This is a genomic window from Halobaculum rarum (assembly GCF_040025155.1).
In the GTDB taxonomy this organism is placed as follows: Archaea; Halobacteriota; Halobacteria; order Halobacteriales; family Haloferacaceae; genus Halobaculum; species Halobaculum rarum.
In genome coordinates, this window is record NZ_CP157275.1 from 2,236,564 (window position 1) to 2,255,511 (window position 18,948).

An 18,948-nucleotide genomic window follows, 5' to 3' on the forward strand; every position below is an offset into this window, starting at 1 on the left:
GTCGTGTCGGGATTTATGTGGCTCCCGCCGCTGTGACTGTCCGTGCAAGTCGCTCCGATGCAAGCCGCGCTCACCGCGGCGTACGTGTTCCACACCCTGTTCGCCGGCCTCTGGGTCGGCGCGGTCGTCATCACCGCCTGGAAGGTCATCCCGCTCGCGAAAGACGGCGACGTGACCCCCGAACTGCTCGGCGGCGTCGTCTCGGGCGTGTCGACGATCACGCGGGTCGGCGCGCTCGTGTTCATCGCGACGGGCGGACACATGGCCGCGACAGTTTACGGGGCCGAGGGACTGTTCGCGCCGCCACGCGGCCACGTCGTGCTCACGATGCTGGCGCTGTGGGTCGTCATGACCGGACTCGTCGAGGTCGGCGGGAGCAAGGTTCGCTCGGCGCTCGACACCGGGAAGGTCCGCACCGCCGCCCGCGACGCCGGCACCTTCTACACCGCCGCCGCCGCGGTCGGCCTCGTCCTGCTCGTGCTCGGCGGCTACCTCTCGGTCTGACGGCGACCGCCCGGCTCACTCGCTCGATCCCTTCTCGAACACCAGGCAGTACGAGTGATCGAACCCGTAGCCGTAGCACCCCGGGGTATCCTCGTAGCCGTCGCCCTCCCACTCGATCACGACCTCCCCGTCGAACCGGAGCACCTCGCTCACCCGGTCGGCCACGTCGAACGCCAGCGGCGTGACGTGGTCGCCCTCGCGGAGGTTCACCACGTCGACGACGACGGTTCCGCCGGGCGCCATCGCCGACGCGACACCGCGGAACGCGGCCTCGATGTCGTCGAGGTAGTCGGCGTACGTGCTCTCGCCCTCGTAGTTCTCGAAGGGGTTCAGGTCGATGCTGTGGGTCATGAACGGCGGCGACGTGAAACAGCAGTCACACGGCGGGAACCACGATCCGTCGAGGTCGAGGGCGCTCCCGTGGCGTATCTCCCCGCCGTGGTCGCCGCCGAGGCGGTCGCGGATCGCGGCGACGCGGTCCCGCTCGTACTCGACGCCGAACGGCACCCTCCCGAGGCGGTCGGCGGCGACCAGTGTCGTCCCGAACCCCGCGAACGGGTCGAGCACGCGGTCGCCGGGGTCGGTGTACTTCCGGAGGAACCGCTCGACGAGCACGTCGGGCGTGCGAACCTCGTCGGCGTGGCCCGCGGGGAGCGGGTCGCGGTGGCCGAACTCCAGCGTGAGGTGAGTGTCCATCGCGTGCCGATCCGGCGCGAGCGAGCCCGATAAATCCACGGCGGCCCGCGCGCCCGGTGCGCGTGACTGGCCACCGCGGCCGATCACAGCGATCGGTCCGCCTCGACCTCGGCGTCGGGATACAAGTCGCCCGCCGTCGATCCGTCGCCATGGTACTCACAGACGAGGTCTCCCGGTTCGTCCGCGCGGTCGGTCCCGAGCACACCGACGTGCAGGCGCGGATGGCGGCGTTCGCCGACGACCACGAATTCCCGAACATCGGCCCGGAATCGGGCGCCGTCCTCCGCCTGCTCGCGCGGCTCACCGACGCCGACACCGTCTTCGAGTTCGGCTCGGGCTTCGGCTACTCCGCCTCGTGGTTCCTCCGCGGCGGCGCCGACCGCGTGATCCTCACGGAGTTCGACGCCGACGAACTCGATCAGGGCCGCGAGTTCATGCGTGAGGCCGGTCTCGCGGGCCGCTGCATCTTCGAGGAGGGCGACGCGATGGAGACGATCGAACGCTACGACGGTCCCTTCGACGTGGTGCTCGTCGACCACCAGAAGGAGCGGTACGCCGACGCGTTCGACGCCGTCCGCGACAAGTTCGCGCCGGGCGGCGTCGTCGCCGCGGACAACGTGATGCGCGGTCCGATCGACTTCGACGCGCTGCTCGCGCACGTCGAGGGCGACACCACTGGCGGTGAGGAGGACTCGGAGGGCGCGCTCGCGTCCGCAAACGACCAGACCCGCGGGATAGCCGACTACCTCGCCGCCGTCCGCGACGACCCTGACTTCGAGACTGCCATCCTTCCGGTTGGCTCGGGGCTCGCAGTGAGCACGAAGGTCGACTAGCGGGCCGATTCCGCCCGCGGCGAGAGTTCAAGTACGAATCCGGAACCAGTCCCCGCATGCGCTGAGTACGGCCCCGTCGCGGACAGCGGGTGTGCGACACACCGCGACGGGAACACGCCTCGGACCGTCGGTCGGACGCCCGGAGGTGCGTCTCGGACGACGGCCCGGGCCGCGATTGTCGCCTGTTCGCCTACGAAACCCGGAGCTCGACGCTTCCGAGCGACGCGAACGTCGCCGTCGCGGTCTCCTCGGCCGCGACGGGCACCGGCTCCGTCAGCGATCCGGTCGTGACGAGCGTGCCGGCCGGGAGCCCGTCGACGGCGTCCGCCAGCCACGCCAGCGCCGCGAGCGGGTGCCCCAGCACGTCCGCGCCGACGCCCGAGTCGACACGCTCGCCGTCGACTCGAAGCGTCACGGCCTCCTCGCCGAGCGAGCGACCGTCGATGGCGGTTCCGGCGCCGAGAACGAGTCCCGCGTCGAGACAGTTGTCCGCCACCGCCAGCGGCGCGTCGAACGTCCACCCCGTCCGGCTGTCGACCAGCTCGATCGCGGGGTGAACTGTCGCCACCGCGTCGCGGGTACGGGTGCGCGAAGCGTCGGCCGGAAGGTCCTCGTCGAGCCGGAACGCGATCTCCGGCTCGATCCGGACGCCGACGAACTCCGCGGCGGCGACGCTCGCGGGCGGGTCGACGACCGTCGCCTCGAGGAGTCGGCCGTACGCCGGTTCGTCGACGCCGAGGTCCGTTTGAACGCGCTCGTTGGTGAACCCGATCTTGTATCCGACCGGGTCGCCGCGGTCGACGGCGAGACGGCCGATGAGCTGCGTCTGAACGCAGTAGGCGGCATCGATCGATTTCGGGAGGCCGGACGCCGAACCGCCGTTGGGATCGACCGGCGATGCGGTTCGGTGCGCTTCCGCGAGCCTCGCCGCCAGGGCGTCACTGGCGTCGTCGGTCATCGCCGACTTCCGGGCTGCGGGTCGACGTGCGGCTCGGGCATGAGGTCCGCGAACGGCTGCGCGTCGATCCACTCCAGGAGGTGCACGAGCTGGTCGGTCGCCGCCTCGAACAGCTCCTCGCCCGCCTCGGGCGTCGCGTCGGTCTGGTCGCCGAAGACGCCGTTTCCGGAGTTGTCGGCGGAGTCGTAGAACGTTCGCGCGCCGAACTCCCGGTGATCCGCGTCCGAGAGGTCGACGATGCCGCCGTCTCGGGCGGACTCCAATCGGTCGGTCCGCACCAACTCCTCGGCGATGTGCATGACCATCGCGGTCTCCTTCGGGCCGCCGTGCGGGCCGTTGTGCTCGAAGGCCTCCGAAACGAGATCGGGGATCGACTCGTCCCACATCCACTCAACCGCGAACGCCGTCTCGTCGCGGCGAAGCCGGCGGCCGACTTCGCGGAGGTGCTGAACGTTGCCGCCGTGGGCGTTCACGTACACGATGCGGTCGATGCCGTGATACGCGAGGTTACGCGAGAAGCTCTCGACGTAGTCGCGGAAGACCGTCGGCTCGACCCACATCGTCCCGTGGAACTGCCGGTGATGCTCGGAGACGGCGATCCGCACCGGCGGCGTACAGAGGAATCCGGTCCGATCGGTCGCCTCGCGCGCGAGCGCCTCGGCGATGAGGTGATCCGTCGCCAGCGGCAGATGCGGGCCGTGCTGCTCCGTGGAGCCGAGCGGGACGATCGCGACCGACTCCTCGGCGACGTAGTCGCCCAACTCCGGCCACGTCTGATGAGAGAGGTACACGTGCCGTGGGAGGGTCGCGGGGGGGATGAAACGCGGGGATAGCGGTCCGTCCGCGGATCCGGGCGGATAGCGGGCTCCTTCCGTTGGGTGCCGCCAGCCGCTGCTTCGCCACGTTTTTGCTGCGCGCGGTCGACTTCTCGGGTATGTTCGGAGGCGGCGGGATGAACCCGCGCAAGATGCAGCAGATGATGAAGCAGATGGGTATCGACGTGACCGAGATCGACGCCGAGGAGGTCGTCATCCGCACGGGCGATGAGGAGCTCGTGTTCGACGGCGCGCAGGTCACGCGCATGGACGCCCAGGGCCAGGAGACGTACCAGATCGTCGGCGAGCCGACGACCCGCGAACTCGGGGCGGGCGACGGGGGCGACGGTGACACGGCCGACGACACGGCCGACGACGCCGATTCGGGTGATGCCGCCGGCATCACCGACGAGGACGTCCAGCTCGTCGCGACCCGTGCGAGCGTGAGCGAGGCCGACGCCCGCGAGGCGCTCGAGGACGCCGACGGCGATCTCGCCGCGGCGATCTCCAGCCTGGAGTGAGTTCGTACCTCCTCGTCCACGCCGACTCGGATCGAGAGTACCTCCGCGGCCCCGGCGAGGAACTCCAGACCGACCTCGGCGTGCTGGAGGTGCCCGACGACGTGGCCCACGGAGACGTGCTGGAGACACATCTCGGCGAGGCGTTCCACGTCCGGCGCCTGCGCGGGCCGGACCTGTTCAACCACTTCGAGCGAACCGGCGCGCCGATGATGCCGCGCGATATCGGGCTCGTCATCGGCCATACCGGCGCGCAGTCGGGCGATCGCGTACTCGACGCCGGTACCGGTACGGGCGTCCTCTCGGGGTACCTCGGCCGGATCGGCGCCGACGTAACCACCTTCGAGATCGATCCCGAGTTCGCCGAGGTCGCCCGCGGGAACATGGAGATGGGCGGCGTGAGCGCCCGCGTCGACGTTCGGACCGGCGACCTCACCGACGAGCTCGACGACCTCGCCGCCGGCGAGCCGTTCGATCTGATCTCCCTCGACACCGGCGACGCCGCCGCGATCGTCGACCGTGCCCCGGAGCTGCTCGTCCCCGGCGGCTACGTCGCCGTCTACACGCCGTTCGTGGAGGACGCGCGTGACATCGAACTCGCCGCACGGGAGGCCGGCCTCGGCGACGTGGAGACGCTGGAGACGATCCAGCGCGAACTCACCGTCGACGAGCGCGGCACCCGCCCGAGCACCGCGGGCGTCGGCCACACCGGCTACCTGCTGTTCGCTCGCCGCGTCGAATGATAATCCAACGAGCGATATCCTGAAAACTGAAGTCGAAGCGGTTCACACGCTTCGGCATGACGACCAGCCCCCCGTCCGCGCTCGCCGATCGAGCGCTGGCCGCGGCCTCCGACGCCCTCGTCGTCGATCCCTCGCCCGCGCTCGTTCGGGGAATCGTCGGTGTCGTCGCTGATGACGACCGATCGGATCCCGACGCGTCGATCGACGTGGGCGCACCGTCGCGGGTCCGGCTTCTGTGTACCGTTGAGTCGGCGGACGCCGCGTTCGACGATTTCCTGACCGCCACCGCCGCCGTCGACGCGCGATCGGCCGACCGGTTGGCCGTGCGAACGGCATCGGATCTCGGCGCGAGCCTGACGGTCGCCGACGGAACCGTCCGCGCCCACGTGTCGCTGGACGGCGACGGCTCGACGGATCGATCGAGCGGTGGGTTCGCCACTGGAGATGAGGAGCCGTTGTGTACGGCCGTCGAGGACGCCTACGGCGCGCGATGGCGCGACGCCGATGAGTACGCGCTCGATGTCCCGGGCCGGACGACGATCATAGAATCGTTCGCGGAGCGGTGGCCCGACGCGGGCGAGACACTGGTCGACCTGTTTGACGTGGCCGAGACGCTCCCGCGAACGGGCGCGTTCGACCCAGTGACCGCGTGCACGCTCGTCGGCGCGCGCCACGGGCTGCTGACGATGCACATCGGGGAGTGGGCCGAGGAGATCGGCCTCACCAGTCGTACGGAGGTCGCGCGGGCGAAGGCGCGCCTCATCGAGACGGGGCTCGTCGAGACCGAGCGCGAACCGGTCGGCGTCGGACGCCCCCGGCACCGACTCGTGCTCGCGAGCGACGAGCCGACCGATCTAACTGGCGCGGAACTGCTCGCACGCGGACGTGCGGCCTTGTGCGAGTGAGTACTTGCGGGATCGAGGCGACGACACAGCGCAGCGAGCACGGCGGACGCTCCTGAACCGCCGGGAGACCGGGGAACACCGATAAGTCGGTCGGAACCGTTAGTGCAGACAGTAATGAGCGCCGACGACACGGCCGAGACCCGTCGAGGGGATCCGACCACGTGGTCCGACTTCGGCATCGCGCTGTACGAGCGGTTGACGGGACGGGGCGCCGAGATCAACTACACCTTCGACGACTTGGAGGTGGACGTCCCGAGCAGTGCCGACGCGGACGCCGACCACGCCCACTGGCGACTCAATGGGACGCTCCGCGTCTCGTCGAGCGAGCGTGAGGACCCCGAGGAGTGACTGACCGGTCGCCGCGCGATAGTTCTCGGACCGCCGACGGCGACCCCGAACGGGTCGCCCTCGGCGACCTCTGTGTCGCGGTCGACGTCGAGGCGACTGTTGACGGCGAGCGACTCACCGTTCGCTCTTCGGACGGCCGGATCGACGTGTCGGCCGACAGCCTTCGGACGCTCCGACGGCTGGGGTCGCTTTGGGAGTCGCTCCCGAATCGGATCGGTCGCTCGCTCGATCGGGCCCCGATCGGCGTCCACGTCGGCGACGTGGAGGTCGCTCGTATCGATCCCGGCGTCCCGGCGGGACCGCTCGCGCGTGCGCTCGGTGTCGCGCCGGCCCGGCTCGACGTGGGAGGGGTCGCCAGGGCGGTGCTTCGCGGTCGGTGGTGACGGCGACCCCGACACTCCCTTCGCCGCTTCGTTTCTCGCCGATGTCTCTGCCTCCGTCTCTGTCCCCGTCCCTGACCTCCTCATCGCGTCGCGCGCATCAGTGAAAACAGCTCCTCGCGGAACCCCTCGGGGTCGAACGCCTCGGCGAGCGCGTCGTCCGTGTGCTCGTCGGGCGCGGTTCGGACGGCCGTCGGGTAGGCGCCGCCGACGAGGAGATACGCGTTGTCGACGGGGCGGACCGCCGCCCAGCCGCGCGCCCGAACGCCGACGCCGTCGAGGCGACACAGCGCGTCGTACCCCGCGACCCGCGAGTCGTCGCCGAGTGTGGCCTCGGCGGAGTCGACTGCTCCGGGATCGACGCGCCGGACGCCCTCGAAGCCGCGCGCCGTGAGCGTGTCCGCGAACCCCGCGTGCGCCCGGTTGGCGACGAGTCTCGTGAGCGCAGTCGACGGGCCGGTCGCGGGCGACACCGTGAGCCGGCTCGCGACGAAGAAGCGCCACAGTCGGTCCAGCTCCGTCTCCTCGGCAACCCGGTCGCGAAGCGTGCGATCCTCGTACACGAGCGTCGCCGCCTCGACGGTGACGACCGCCGCGTCGAACTCCGTCGTCCGTCGACGCTCGCGCTCGCACCACCCTCCATCAGCGAGTGCGTCCGTGGGGACTGACGGGAACGAATCCGACATGCGTCGAGATCCGGTGTCGGGTGCGACGGGGATAACTGTGCGTGGCGAACGTCGCGATCGCCGCGACCGGCCCACGGTCCACACGTCGCAGGTGCGCCGGACACGGACCGGCGAGCGTCGCCGGCGCCCGCGCCACGGCGACCCGCCGAGTCGGTGACTTTAACCGATATCCACCCCCATAATCGACAAATGGCTTTTGAGGACCTCCTGGAAGACCCTGTTATCCAGAAGTACCTCCACGAGCTCGTCGGTCCGACGGGGATGCCCGTCGCCGCGGCCCCGCCGGACGGCGAGGTCACCGACGAGGAACTCGCGGAGGAGATGGGACTGGAGTTGAACGACGTGCGCCGCGCGCTGTTCATCCTGTACGAGAACGACCTGGCGTCGTATCGCCGCGTGCGCGACGAGGACTCGGGGTGGCTCACCTACCTGTGGACGTTCCACTACGAGAACATCCCGGAAAACCTCGAAGAGGAGATGCACCGCCTGCTCGAGGGGCTCCAAGAGCGCCGCTCGTACGAGTCCGACCACCAGTTCTACCTCTGTGAGATCGACTCGATCCGCTTCGAGTTCGAGGAGGCGATGGAGTTCGGCTTCGAGTGCCCCGAGTGCGGGTCGCCGCTGGAGTCGATGGAGAACAGCCGCCTCGTCGAGGCGATGGAGTGGCGCATCGACCAGCTCGCCGACGAGCTCAACGTCGACCGCGAGGAAGCCGGGGCCGAAGCCTAAATGGTCGTCCTCGCGACCAAGTGCTACGTCTCGGGCGACGCCCGCGAGCGTGCACTCGACGGGATGACCTCGCTCGTCGCCAACGACCTCGGCGACCTGGACGTGGAGTTCGACGTGGGCGTCCGCCACGACGACTTCGTCTCCGTGACCGTCTCCGGCGACGACGAGACGGTCGCCCGCAACGTCCTCCGCGAGGAGTGGGGCGAGATCACGGATCACTTCACCGACGGCGAGACGTACGTCGGCACGCTGGAGAGCTGGGACGAGGACGGCTTCGTCCTCGACGCTGGGACGGAGGTCCGGATCCCGGCCGACGGCCTCGGGCTCGGGGCCGGCTCGCCCGAGCAGATCCGCGACCGGTTCGGTATCGTCCAGCACCTGTCCATGCGGTTCGTGTACGACGAGGACGGGGACCACGAACTCGCGGACGATGAACGCGACCGCCTGTACGACTGGACGCGCGGCCAGGGGCGCGTGAACGCCAACTCCGCGACCCGCGCGGAGGTGCGTGCGACCGTCAACCGGGCGGGCCACGCGAACGACATCGTCACCGTCGAGCGGCTCGGCCTGCTCGAACAGAGCGTCATCTGCCGGGAGAACACGGACGCCCCCGGCCTCCTGGCGTCCATCGGCGGCTACCTCCCCGCGGAACTGAAGGCGGTCATCCCGCAGTAGCATGGCTCGCCGGCGACGATTCCTCGCGCTCGCTGCGCTGGTCGGCATGCTCGCGCTGTCAGGGTGTCTCGGTTTCTTCGGCGGCGGCTCCGTCTCCGACGAGCGACTGGATCAGTCGCCGGCGGGCGGCGAGTACGACTGGAACGCGAGCGTCGACTCGGAGCTGAACGCTCACATCACGATCCACGACAACGCGACGTTCTCGGCGGTGTACGCCGTCAACGGGAGCGAGCTCGAACTGTTCCGACGCGACGGCCTCGGCGGCACGAACCCGCTGGACGTGCGGGCGGTACGCTACCGCTACCCCAACGGAACCGTGATCAACGGGTCCGAGTTAGCCGAGCGCGGCGCGGTCGAGCAGACCCGCGACGTGGTCCGCATCGACCTCCCCGGCGAGGGTGACGTCGAGGGCGACCGAGTCGCGTTCACCGCGGGGTCGACGCCCAAGCGGTTCGCGCTCCCGACGTACGTGAAGGGCTCCTACGAGGTCGTGCTCCCGCCGAACCGCCGCGCGTCGCTGCCGGTGTTCGGCGACGTGAATCCCGGCGGCGCGACCACCTCCGTCGACGACGACAACCGGCTGCACGTCCGCTGGGACGACGTGCAAACCGAGTCGGTGATCGTCCAGTTCTACCTCCCGCAGGACATCCGGATCTTCGGGGGGGTGTTCGCCCTCCTCGCGGTCGTCGGCGGGGGCGGCCTGCTGTACTACCGTCGGCAGATCGACGCGCTGCGAGAGCAGCGCGAGGAACTCGGCCTCGATGTCGACACCGACGATGACGACCTCGGCGACGACGGTCCGCCGCCCGGGATGCGCTGAGGCGCGCCGGACCCGTCGACGAGACTGACCCGCCCACGATCTGCGGAACCGACGCCCCTTTTCGCTCGCACCCCCTTCGCCCGTCAATGACGACCGATCCGTCCGCCGACCTCGATATCCCCTCGGAGGCAGATCTCCCGCCGCTGGCGCTCGACATCGACGGGACGTTGACGACGCCGGATCACACGATCGACCCGCGCGTGTTCCGGGTGCTTCCGGAGTGGCCCGCGCCGGTGGTGCTCGCGACGGGCAAGTCGTTCCCGTACCCGATCGCGTTGTGTCACTTCGTCGGCATCCCCGAGCGCGTGATCGCGGAGAACGGCGGCGTCGTCTGCGTCGACGAACAGGTGCACATCGAGGGCGACGCCGACCGCGTCGCCGCGGCGGCCGCCGCCTTCCGCGAGCGCGGCGGGGAGTTGGGCTGGGGCGACGCGGACACGACGAACCGCTGGCGCGAGACCGAGGTCGCCGCCCGCGTCACCGCCGACGAGACGCTCCTCCGTGAGGTGGCCGAGGAGTTCGATCTCACCTTCCTCGACACGCAGTACGCGTACCACCTCACCGACCCGACCGTGAGCAAGGGGAACGGGCTCCGGGAGGCGGCGTCGATCCTCGACCGCGACCCCGGAGCGTTCGTCGCAATCGGCGATTCGATGAACGACGCCTCGACGTTCGCGGTCGCCGGCGAGAGCTACGCGCTCGCGAACGCCGACCCCGTCGCGACGGACGCGGCGGATGTCGTGGTCGAGACGGGATATATGGACGGCACGATGACGGTGCTCGCGGGGCTGATCGAGCTCGCGGACCGCTGAACGGGGAGTGTACGCGGGCGACGCCGACGATGTGTATGCGGTTCGCGGCGACGACCCGCTCGCGTCAGGCTTCGGTCGTCTCGTCCTCGAACGGGATGAACGAGCCGTTGATGTCCCACTCGTGGATACAGTACACTTTGCCGACGGCGTCGTCCTCGGCGACGACCCAGCTTCCGGTCTCGTCGTCGAACCGTTCGTCGCGGCCGCACCGCTCGCAGGTGCGCGCTCGCGGGCGACGGATACGGGCTGACATACTGCACGGTGGTCGGCGAATCACCTTAACGCTCTCGGGGGAGCCGACCCGGGGCTTCGACGAGTGTGTCCCGCTCCGGGTGGGACGCCCCGCCGAGTTCGCTCCGGCGGCGGATCACCGCTCGTCGTCCTCGATGGCCCCGAGCCCCGCGAGATCCGCGAGGTCGGCCGCGACCATCCGCTCGTCGTGCGCCTCGCCGCCGAAGGTCGTCGTCTGCTCGCCGATCGTCTCGAACCCGTGTCGCTCGTAAAAGGACAGGCCGACCTCGTTCTCCGAGAACACGACCGCCGAAAGCCGTTCGCCGTCGTCGACGAACCGGCGCGCGACCGCGCCCAGGAGGGCGGACCCGGCGCCCTTCCCCCACGCGTCCGGGTGGACGTAGATCCGCCGCAGCACGACGTTTCCGACCTCGGGGGCGTACCGAACGTGTGCGAACCCGAGGAGTGTCCCGGCATCGGTTGCTCCGTCCGTGTCCGCCTCGTCGGAGCTGTCGGCCTCCCCGAGGTCGTTCGATTCGTCCGCGTCCGCCTCCGCGACGAGGAACGCGCCGGCTGCACCGATGTGGCGCCGGAGGGTCCCGGGCGCGTACCACTCGTCTACTGTCGCGTCGATCGCGGCGTCGGACAGGAACTCGCCGTAGGCGGCGTGCCAGGACGCCCGTGCGATCGACGCGATCGACTCGGCGTCGTCCGGGCGCGCGTCGCGGACGTGCATAGGTGCCGCTGGACGGGAGGCGACAAAACCGCCGGGGGTATTGTTCCTCGATTCCTACCGAACGCCGATGGGATTTCACACGTTCGACGCCGACCGCGCGGACACGCTCGAGGACCCCGGCCGGTTCCGGTACTGTTCGGGCGAGGAACTGCTCGCCGCGCTGGCGGTCCCCGCGGACGCGACGGTCGCCGACCTCGGCTCCGGCACCGGCTTCTACACCGACGTGATCGCGGCGCACGTCGGCACCTGCTACGCCGTCGACGTGCAGTCAGAGATGCACGACCTGTACGCCGAGAAGGGGGTCCCGGAGAACGTCGAGACGGTCACCGCCGGCGTCGAGGACCTCCCGATTTCAGGCGACGCGCTCGACGCCGCCTTCTCGACGATGACGTACCACGAGTACGCGAGCGACGAGTCGCTGGCGGAACTCGCGCGCGTCGTCCGCCCCGGCGGTCGCGTCGTCACGGTGGACTGGACCGCCGACGGGCCCGGTGAGGTGGGACCGCCGCGCGACGAGCGGTTCGGCGTCGGCGACGCCGCGAGCGCGTTCGAGGACGCCGGCTTCACCGTCGAGCGCGCCGAGACGCGCACCGACACGTTCGTCCTCGTCGCGCGTCGCTGAGGATCGGCGGACGGCCCGACGGCGACTCCCGACACCCCGGAGCAGCACGATCGGGTGTCCGTGCCGCACCGCTCGCCCGAACAACCGGCGGGTGGGACTGAAAGGGGCCGGCGTTCTGCGCGAAGCCCGACGAAGCAAGCACCGCAGGAGGGAGGCGAAGCCGACCGACGAGGAGCACAGCGAGTCGCGCGAGCGCAGAACGCCGGGGGCTTTCGCGGTCGACACCGAACCCATGACTGCAGCGTCGGAACTGCCTGTCTCAACCGCGGCGACTACCGATGATCGTCCCAGAACCGCTCCAGTCCGAAGCGCAGCATGTCCGGGCTCACCGGGCGGAACTCCTCGCGCTCGTACTCGGGGAGGTACTCCCGGACCGCGTTCCACGACTCCCGGGCGTACCGCGCGTCGATCAGGCAGCGCACGCCGACCTCGTCGCTGCCGCGGATCACCCGGCCGATCGCCTGGCGGGCCTTCCGAACCGCGGGGACGGTCAGCGCCGTCTCGAACCCGTCACCGAACTCGCGGTCGTACGCCGTCTTTACCGCGCGCGTCCGCGGCGACGACGTGTTGATGATCGGGACGCCGCAGATCACCGCCGCGGCGAGGCGGTCGCCCTCGTAGTCGACGCCCTCGGTGAGTGTCCCGCGGATGCTGGTGACGAGCACCTTCGCGTCGCCGTCGAAGAAGTCCGTCTTGAGCGCCTCGGTCGCGGTGTCGTCGCTGGACTCGTCGATGAGGACCTCCTTTCCGACCCGTCCGTCCGCCTCCAACTCGCCGGCCATCCACTCCGCCTCGCCGTAGCTTGGCATCCCGACGAGCACGTTGCCCGGGGTCGTTGCCGCCACCTCCGCGGCGGCGTCGGCGTGCGCGCGCCGGGTCTCGTTGTCCTCGCCGGGAGGCCCGCGGTTGGAGAACGTGAACTTCGGCGCGTCGACCGCGAACGACGCCCGGTTCTCCTCGGGGAACCCGAGGCCGTAGGTCCGCTGCTCGAGGGGTCGCCCCTCGGACTCTATGTAGTTGAGTCCCGTCACCTCCCGGAACACGTCGAGCGGCGCGAGCGTCGCCGACATGAGCACGCCGCCGCCGAAGTCGGCGAGGCGCTCCCCGATGGCGTCCGCGGGCACGCAGTTGTGCAGCGCCAGGCGGGCGTTGTAGGCGCGGCGCCACGAGTCGGGTGGCTCGGTCTCGTCCCACGTGCGCAGGAGTTCGAGTTCCCGGAAGTACGTCTCGTGGTCGCAGCGGTACCAGGCGTTCAGCGTCCGCCCGACGCCCGGCGCGGCGCGCTGGCGGTCCTCCTCTTCGGCCTCGTCCAGGATCCGCGCGGCGACGGCGCCCACCTGCTCGGCCCTGGCCCAGACCTTCTCGCCGTAGCCGGCGTCGCGGGCCCACTCGGTGATATCGTCGACGCCGGGCTCCTCGGGGTCGCGAAGCGGGATCTCCTCGTCGTCGAGGTCGGTCGGATCGTCGCGCCAGCCGCGACGCTCGGCGTCGAGGAAGCCCTCGACGCGGCGGTCCAGTTCCTCGCGGAGGTCGCGCACGAACTCCACGAGTAGCTTCACTTCGTCGAGGCTCACCTCGGCGTCGGCCAGCTCGCCGCGCACGAGATCCGCGTCGGTTGTTCCCTCGACCCGGCGTCCGGAGTCCTCGAACTGCACCGGCTGGATAACGCGCGTCAGTTCGTTCTCGGCGTCGCGGAGGCTCGCGTCGGCGACGCCGTCGGAGACCAGATCCCGGACGCGCGGCTCGAGCATGTGCGCCTCGTCGCAGACGACGAACGTCGAGTCGTCCACGAGCGCGCCCGTGAACCCGCCGACCGTGGTCGGGTCGAACGCGTGGTAGTAGTTGCCGACGACGACCTCGACCTGCGGGAGGATCGCCCCCATCATCGAGTGCGGGCAGGTGCCGTGGCCCGCGGACAGTCGAACCAACTCCTCGGCGTCGATCAGTCCGCGGTCGGCGAAGTCGAACGGCACCGCCTCCGCGGCGTCGCCGTCCTCCGGGAGGTCGTCGAGGTACTGCGCGTAGAAGGGGCAGTACTCGACCCCGTCCCGGGTGGCTGAGCCACCATGTTCCGGCATCTCCGGGAGGTACGGCGTCGGCTCGCCCGCCGTTTCGAGGTAGCTCGCCCCGTCCTCGCCGGTGTCAGCGAGTCCGGTCTGTGCGCGGCGGGCCTGCTCGGCGAGCGCGCCCGCGGTCGTCTCGCCGCCGTCGCCGACGAGGTCCCGGGTGCGTTCGCGCAGCCCCTCGCAGCGCTCGTACACGTTCGACGTGTCGATGCGGCCGCGGTTCTCGCGGGCGTACGGGCACACGTCGGCCTTCCCGACGAGCGTCATGCCGGAGACGGGACGCCAGTCGTCGGGGAGGTCGTCGTTGATCGTGCGGAGGTCGGCCTCGAACTGTCGGAGCTGCTGCTTGACGCTCGTGAGCACGAGCACGCGCTCGTAGTCGCTGTCTGGGTCGCGCACCAGGTCGATGCCGGCGGTCAGCGCCAGCATCGTCTTCCCGGTGCCGCACGCGCCCTCCAGTGCGAGGAATCCTCCGTCGTCAGCGACGGCGCGGGCGGCCTCGATCCCGTCCGCCTGCTCGGGGTACGGGTCGGGGTGCCCGAACACGGTTCGCCACGGCTGGTCCGTCGCCTCGGTCACGGTGTAGTCGGCGGTTGCCACGGGTTTCAGTCCGTCGATGGTCCCGCTTTCGTACTTGAACCTTCAGTCCTGTCCGCCGAACTCGTCGCCGCCGCGGCGACCGTCACAGCAGGCTCTCGCCGAGCACGATCACCGAGAGGTTGTTGGCGAACACCCCGAGCCCGGCGGCGACGAGCAGCCCCAGCCACACCTCGATGAGCAGGCCGTAGTAGGGACGAACGCGCGCCGGCGTCAGCCGGTAGGTCTCCATCAGCCCCCGAAAGACGACCGCCGCGAGCACGACCGCGCCGAGGTTCACGCCGACGAGCACGGGCAGGGGCTGTCCCAGCGCCCACCGCATCAGCGGGTTCGCCTCCGCCTCGGCTCCGACGACCGCGGCGGCGTACATCGTCGTCAGGAGATCGACCGACACCAGCAGGAACAGCGCGACCGCCGCCCACGCCCAGTACTCCTCGACGCGCTCGGCGATCGCGGGCCCGCCGGGTTCACTCACGGGTTCGGGACGGCAGCGTGTCGTCCTAACGGTTTCGGCACGATCCGGGACCGCGGAGCGCAGCGCGGGTCACGGACCGCGGTACGCCCACGACCCGTCGTCCGCGCTCGCGTCGTCGCCCGTGCGGTTCCCCACGCTCGCGGCGGCGACGGCGGATCCGCGGTCGATCCGGCCATCGACAGCCGTCTCGCGGAGCAGTCGCTCGACCTCCGCGGGCGTGAGGCCGTCCTCGCCGGCGGCGGCGCTCATCTCGGCGACGACGCCCGCGACGGCCGGCGCGGCGGCGGAGGTCCCTTCGAGGGTCGTCCCGTCCGGGAGGCCGACCGTCCCCGCCGCCCGCACATCCGTGGTCGACGGGGAGTACGCCGCGAGGCGGCCGTCGGGGCCGACCGCGCCCACGGAGATGACGCCCTCGGCGGTCGCGGGCGCGACCGCGCTCCCGTTGTCGGCGGCGTGCGCGAGCCGGTGGCGCGCGGCGAACAGGTCCACGTGGCCGTCGCCGGGGTCGCGCACGTCGACTGCGACGTAGTAGGAGCCGCGAGGAAGGACCGCGTCGATCGCCTCCGCGCGCCCCGACTCGCGGGTCGACTTCGCGACGACCTCGTCGGGACCGTCGGCCACGTCGCGGTAGAGGTACAGGTCGTAGTCGCCCGCGCCCGTCCAGTACACCCGCAGCGTCACGGAGCCGGAGATCCGTTCCTCGCCGAGTCGGTTGCCCTGCGTGCCGTTGTCGCCGAACGCCAGCCAGCCCGGGTCGGTCGCCGCGCCGCGCCAATGTCGCTGTCCAGTGTTGCCGCCGGAGGTGACGAACACGGTGCCGGCATCGGCCGCGCGCTCGGCGGCGCCCGCGATCCGGTCCATCCCGTCGACCGTCCGCGGGTAGTAGCTCCCCGCGTCGACGATCACGTCGACGTCGCGCTCCACGAGCCAGTCCACCGCGCGGGCGTACTCTTCGGGCGTCGGTTCGTGGCCGACCGAGGCGAGATACAGCGACGATTCCGGGGCGCGCTGTGCGACGACGCTCGCGACGGCGGCGTCGTGACTGCCCGCGTCGTTGTCGCCCACCTTCAGGCCGAACCGCGAGCTCGTCACCCGCTCCCGCGCGACCACCCGGCCGTCGATGTCGGCCGCGTCGCCGAAGGCGCTCCCGATGACGCCGACGCGAACCCTGTCCGTATCCGCGTCCGTGCCGACTGACTTGGGTGGGGCCCGCTCTACTCGCGCACGATCTATCGGGGCGTGAACGGACGACCCCGGGACCGCCCCGGCGGTGACCCCGCCGAAGAGTTGGCCGACGTCGCCGTATTGCGGGGGCGAGGTACCGCCGGCGACCGCGGCCTCGTCGGTCACGTCGGCGCCGACGAGGCCGACGCCGGCGCTCGCGACGACGATGACGACCGCGAGGAGTGCTGCCGTTCGGCCCACGGCTGTCACCGGGCCCGGATGCGACCGACGGCCACGAGGGTCGCGAGCACGAGCAGTCCGCCGGCGAGGAACGCCACGCCCGGCGAGAGCGTTCCGATGGTCGCGCCGCCGGTCGCCCCGACGGCGTCGCCGATACGCGGCACCGTCTCCGGCCCGGAGAGCGTCGCGACCTCCGGGCCGAACACCGACTGCACGAGGACGCTCGCACCAGCGAGGACGGCGACCGCGCTCAACAGTCCGCGAAGCGAGTCGAGCAGCGAGGAGCGCTCGGACTCGCCGCCGACGGCCACGACGACTCGGTCGTCCGCGGGGCCGTACACGGTCATCTCCCGTCCCTTGACGGAGTAGCGGGTGTCGGCCGTCTCGACCAGTCCGGCGTCGACGAGCTTCGAGACGTGGTGGCGGACGTTCTGGACGGACGTGTCGGCCGCATCGGCCAGCTCGGAGGCCGTCCGCGGTTCCTCGTGGACCGCTCCGAGTATCGTTCTGGCCGTCTGTGGAGCGAGCGCGCCGATGAGGTCGTCCGCGCTCTCGTCGTCTATCCAACAGACGCGGACGCTCTCGTCGCCGCCGTCGGCGGGGCCATCGACGGCCTCGGCGCCCTCTGGGCCGTCGGCCTCGTCCCGCTGGACGTGGTCACCGTGCTCGGCCGCGTCGCGATCCGCCGCCGTCGGGTCCGCGCCCACCGGTGACGGATCATCACCCACGGTCGACGGTTCGGTGTCGGTCGGCGCGGAGGACGTCGTGCGCTCCGACGTGGCGGGATGCCTCGGCGACACGGCGTCGGAGTCGGCGGTTCCCCCGTCCGCCCGAGTGCTGTTCGCTCCGTCCGCCCCGTCCGCCCGTGCCCCGTTCGTCTCGTCCGGAACGCGGTCGCTCCCGTCCGATCCCTCGGCGTCGTCGGGATCGTCCTGGCTCGACGGAAGCGTCCCTGACATACGCGGCAATTTTACACAGAAGACCAAAACGTTTCGGTCCAGGTCCCGTCGGATCGCCGGGAAACGGGGACGCGCGGTGACAGTCTCTCGATAGCCGTCGACTGATCACCGACCGTCACGCGCGGCAGCGGTCCGTAAGTCTCACTCATTCACTCGCTCACTCGCTGCCCGATCGCTACCGAGCGGTGTGGGGAACCGGCCGAGGGCGTACAACAGCGCCGTGAGCACGAGCACCGCCGCGACCGCGACGGCGAACAGCCGGAACACCTGATCGAACCCGACGCCGGCGTCGGTGAGCGCGCCGACGACGCCCGAGCCGTTGGCTTCGAACAGCAGCGCCGCGCCCGAGAAGACGGCGTACGCGCTGGCTCGGTCCGGCGCAGGCAGCGTCGACAGCATGTACGTGTCGACGGCGGGAAACAGCGCGTGGGCGGCGTAGCCGATGACGGCCGAGACGACGGCGAACGCCGCCAGCGACCCGGCGTACGTGAGCGCCACCAGCGACGCGAGGAACGCGGCGTTGAGCGCGAGTAAGTACGGCACCTTCGGGAGCCGGTCGGCGAGCCGCCCGCTGAGCCAGAACGCCGGAACGCCGGCGGCGAACGCGACGGTGAGCAGGAGGTTCGCGTTCGCGGGCGTCAGCCCCTCCGAGAGCAGGTAGCTGACGTAGAAGTTGAACACGCCCTGCCAGGCGAACCCGGCGACGGCGACCAGCGACATCCCCGCGAGCACGATCCGCCAGTGCGACAGCGCCGCGAGGAAGCTCCGCGGCTCGGCCGGCGCTGACCCCTCACGCACCGGGGCCTCTTCGCCGGCGTCGCTGTCGCGGTTGCGCTCGTCGGCGCCGCGACGACGGAGCACGACCACCAACGAGGCGGTCGATACCGCGGCGCCGACGGCCAGCGCCCAGAACACGACGCGCCAGTCGCCGAGGCGGGCGATGGTCGCGAGGACGAACGCCGGCGCGACGACGCTCGCGATCTGGCTCGCGGTGCCGTGAATCCCCACTGCCCGGCCGGTCCGCTCGGGATACAGCATGCCGATGAGCGGGATCGCGGCGACGAAGTAGCCGCCGGTGGCGAGCCCGACGGCGAACGCGCCGGTCTGAAGCGTGTACAGCGAGTCCGCGGTCGCGGTGAGCGCCGCCGCGGCCGACAGCGCGACGCCGGTCGCGAGGACGACCCGTTCGCGGCGAACCCGCGTAAGTACCCAGCCGATCGGGATCCGCGGCGCGGCGGTGCCGAGCCACACGAGCGTCGTGACCGACCCGACCGCGGCCGCCGAGAGGCCGAGCTCCTGCTGGAACTCCGGAACCAGCGGGGCGAACGCGACCCGCCCGAAGTTGACGAGAAAGACCAGTCCGCAGAGCGTGGTAAAGAGGCGCTTCGTCACGTGAACGGGTGTCGATTCGCGCGGCGGGGCTCAAGCGTTATGGA

General features: G+C 70.8%; 23 protein-coding genes. 12 read left to right on the forward strand and 11 right to left on the reverse strand.

Annotation, left to right across the window (positions count from 1 at the left end; genetic code table 11):
- Window positions 1-42: 42 nt before the first annotated feature.
- Window positions 43-504 (forward strand): transporter, encoded by a 462-nt coding sequence (locus ABJD39_RS11565; protein WP_348608690.1) that lies wholly within the window; start codon window positions 43-45, stop codon window positions 502-504.
- Between the two features lie 15 nt (window positions 505-519).
- Here the strand turns inward: ABJD39_RS11565 and ABJD39_RS11570 are convergent, their stop codons facing one another.
- Entirely contained in the window at window positions 520-1,200 is a 681-nt protein-coding gene (locus ABJD39_RS11570) for a DNA methyltransferase (RefSeq protein ID WP_348608693.1), read from the reverse strand.
- 149 nt (window positions 1,201-1,349) lie between these two features.
- On the opposite strand from ABJD39_RS11570, the gene ABJD39_RS11575 reads away from it, so the two are divergent.
- Complete coding sequence (locus tag ABJD39_RS11575; RefSeq protein ID WP_348608696.1) at window positions 1,350-2,033, forward strand: O-methyltransferase; 684 nt, start codon at window positions 1,350-1,352, stop codon at window positions 2,031-2,033.
- A 190-nt stretch (window positions 2,034-2,223) separates the two neighbouring features.
- Here ABJD39_RS11575 and ABJD39_RS11580 read toward each other — a convergent pair whose 3' ends face one another.
- Together ABJD39_RS11580 and ABJD39_RS11585 are read right to left on the reverse strand one after the other, a co-directional pair.
- Entirely contained in the window at window positions 2,224-2,991 is a 768-nt protein-coding gene (locus ABJD39_RS11580) for a 2-keto-4-pentenoate hydratase (RefSeq protein ID WP_348608699.1), read from the reverse strand.
- Window positions 2,988-3,782: a creatininase family protein gene (locus ABJD39_RS11585; protein ID WP_348608702.1), complete on the reverse strand. Its 795-nt coding sequence runs from the start codon at window positions 3,780-3,782 to the stop codon at window positions 2,988-2,990. Before ABJD39_RS11585 ends, ABJD39_RS11580 begins: the two co-directional genes overlap by 4 nt.
- Before the next feature lie 143 nt (window positions 3,783-3,925).
- On the opposite strand from ABJD39_RS11585, the gene ABJD39_RS11590 reads away from it, so the two are divergent.
- The 5 genes from ABJD39_RS11590 (at window position 3,926) to ABJD39_RS11610 (ending at window position 6,703) form a co-directional block, all read left to right on the forward strand.
- Window positions 3,926-4,327 (forward strand): nascent polypeptide-associated complex protein, encoded by a 402-nt coding sequence (locus ABJD39_RS11590; RefSeq protein WP_348608705.1) that lies wholly within the window; start codon window positions 3,926-3,928, stop codon window positions 4,325-4,327.
- Window positions 4,324-5,067: a methyltransferase domain-containing protein gene (locus tag ABJD39_RS11595; protein WP_348608708.1), complete on the forward strand. Its 744-nt coding sequence runs from the start codon at window positions 4,324-4,326 to the stop codon at window positions 5,065-5,067. The genes ABJD39_RS11590 and ABJD39_RS11595 overlap by 4 nt, the downstream gene beginning before the upstream one ends.
- Window positions 5,068-5,123: 56 nt before the next feature.
- On the forward strand, window positions 5,124-5,972 hold the full coding sequence (locus tag ABJD39_RS11600; protein WP_348608711.1) for a transcriptional regulator TbsP domain-containing protein: 849 nt from the start codon (window positions 5,124-5,126) through the stop codon (window positions 5,970-5,972).
- Between the two features lie 114 nt (window positions 5,973-6,086).
- A complete protein-coding gene (locus ABJD39_RS11605; protein ID WP_348608714.1) occupies window positions 6,087-6,320 on the forward strand; it encodes a hypothetical protein in 234 nt (77 codons plus the stop codon).
- On the forward strand, window positions 6,317-6,703 hold the full coding sequence (locus ABJD39_RS11610; protein ID WP_348608717.1) for a hypothetical protein: 387 nt from the start codon (window positions 6,317-6,319) through the stop codon (window positions 6,701-6,703). Before ABJD39_RS11605 ends, ABJD39_RS11610 begins: the two co-directional genes overlap by 4 nt.
- Before the next feature lie 80 nt (window positions 6,704-6,783).
- On the opposite strand, the gene ABJD39_RS11615 is transcribed toward ABJD39_RS11610, so the two are convergent.
- Entirely contained in the window at window positions 6,784-7,386 is a 603-nt protein-coding gene (locus ABJD39_RS11615; RefSeq protein ID WP_348608720.1) for a hypothetical protein, read from the reverse strand.
- Window positions 7,387-7,575: 189 nt separating this feature from the next.
- Here ABJD39_RS11615 and ABJD39_RS11620 point away from each other — a divergent pair, with 189 nt between their 5' ends.
- The 4 genes from ABJD39_RS11620 to ABJD39_RS11635 all read left to right on the forward strand — a co-directional run bounded on the left by ABJD39_RS11620 (window position 7,576) and on the right by ABJD39_RS11635 (window position 10,422).
- Window positions 7,576-8,115 (forward strand): transcription factor, encoded by a 540-nt coding sequence (locus tag ABJD39_RS11620; protein ID WP_348608723.1) that lies wholly within the window; start codon window positions 7,576-7,578, stop codon window positions 8,113-8,115.
- Window positions 8,116-8,790: a DUF2110 family protein gene (locus ABJD39_RS11625; RefSeq protein WP_348608726.1), complete on the forward strand. Its 675-nt coding sequence runs from the start codon at window positions 8,116-8,118 to the stop codon at window positions 8,788-8,790.
- 1 nt (window position 8,791) lies between these two features.
- Window positions 8,792-9,610, forward strand: a complete 819-nt coding sequence (locus tag ABJD39_RS11630; RefSeq protein ID WP_348608729.1) for a DUF5803 family protein — start codon at window positions 8,792-8,794, stop codon at window positions 9,608-9,610.
- An 86-nt stretch (window positions 9,611-9,696) separates the two neighbouring features.
- On the forward strand, window positions 9,697-10,422 hold the full coding sequence (locus ABJD39_RS11635; RefSeq protein ID WP_348608732.1) for an HAD-IIB family hydrolase: 726 nt from the start codon (window positions 9,697-9,699) through the stop codon (window positions 10,420-10,422).
- 64 nt (window positions 10,423-10,486) lie between these two features.
- Here ABJD39_RS11635 and ABJD39_RS11640 read toward each other — a convergent pair whose 3' ends face one another.
- Together ABJD39_RS11640 and ABJD39_RS11645 are read right to left on the reverse strand one after the other, a co-directional pair.
- A complete protein-coding gene (locus ABJD39_RS11640; protein ID WP_348608735.1) occupies window positions 10,487-10,675 on the reverse strand; it encodes an HEWD family protein in 189 nt (62 codons plus the stop codon).
- 114 nt (window positions 10,676-10,789) lie between these two features.
- A complete protein-coding gene (locus ABJD39_RS11645) occupies window positions 10,790-11,389 on the reverse strand; it encodes a GNAT family N-acetyltransferase (RefSeq protein WP_348608738.1) in 600 nt (199 codons plus the stop codon).
- Window positions 11,390-11,456: 67 nt separating this feature from the next.
- On the opposite strand from ABJD39_RS11645, the gene ABJD39_RS11650 reads away from it, so the two are divergent.
- Entirely contained in the window at window positions 11,457-12,011 is a 555-nt protein-coding gene (locus ABJD39_RS11650; protein ID WP_348608740.1) for a class I SAM-dependent methyltransferase, read from the forward strand.
- Window positions 12,012-12,283: 272 nt separating this feature from the next.
- Here the strand turns inward: ABJD39_RS11650 and ABJD39_RS11655 are convergent, their stop codons facing one another.
- The 5 genes from ABJD39_RS11655 to ABJD39_RS11675 form a co-directional block, all read right to left on the reverse strand.
- Complete coding sequence (locus tag ABJD39_RS11655; RefSeq protein WP_348608743.1) at window positions 12,284-14,677, reverse strand: ATP-dependent DNA helicase; 2,394 nt, start codon at window positions 14,675-14,677, stop codon at window positions 12,284-12,286.
- A gap of 82 nt (window positions 14,678-14,759) precedes the next feature.
- Window positions 14,760-15,149 (reverse strand): hypothetical protein, encoded by a 390-nt coding sequence (locus ABJD39_RS11660; RefSeq protein WP_348608746.1) that lies wholly within the window; start codon window positions 15,147-15,149, stop codon window positions 14,760-14,762.
- A 69-nt stretch (window positions 15,150-15,218) separates the two neighbouring features.
- A complete protein-coding gene (locus tag ABJD39_RS11665; protein ID WP_348608749.1) occupies window positions 15,219-16,583 on the reverse strand; it encodes a S8 family serine peptidase in 1,365 nt (454 codons plus the stop codon).
- The gene (locus ABJD39_RS11670) at window positions 16,580-17,512 is read right to left on the reverse strand and encodes a helix-turn-helix domain-containing protein (protein WP_348608752.1); all 933 of its coding nucleotides are present in this window, start codon (window positions 17,510-17,512) and stop codon (window positions 16,580-16,582) included. Before ABJD39_RS11670 ends, ABJD39_RS11665 begins: the two co-directional genes overlap by 4 nt.
- A 141-nt stretch (window positions 17,513-17,653) precedes the next feature.
- The gene (locus tag ABJD39_RS11675; RefSeq protein WP_348608755.1) at window positions 17,654-18,904 is read right to left on the reverse strand and encodes an MFS transporter; all 1,251 of its coding nucleotides are present in this window, start codon (window positions 18,902-18,904) and stop codon (window positions 17,654-17,656) included.
- Window positions 18,905-18,948: the final 44 nt, after the last annotated feature.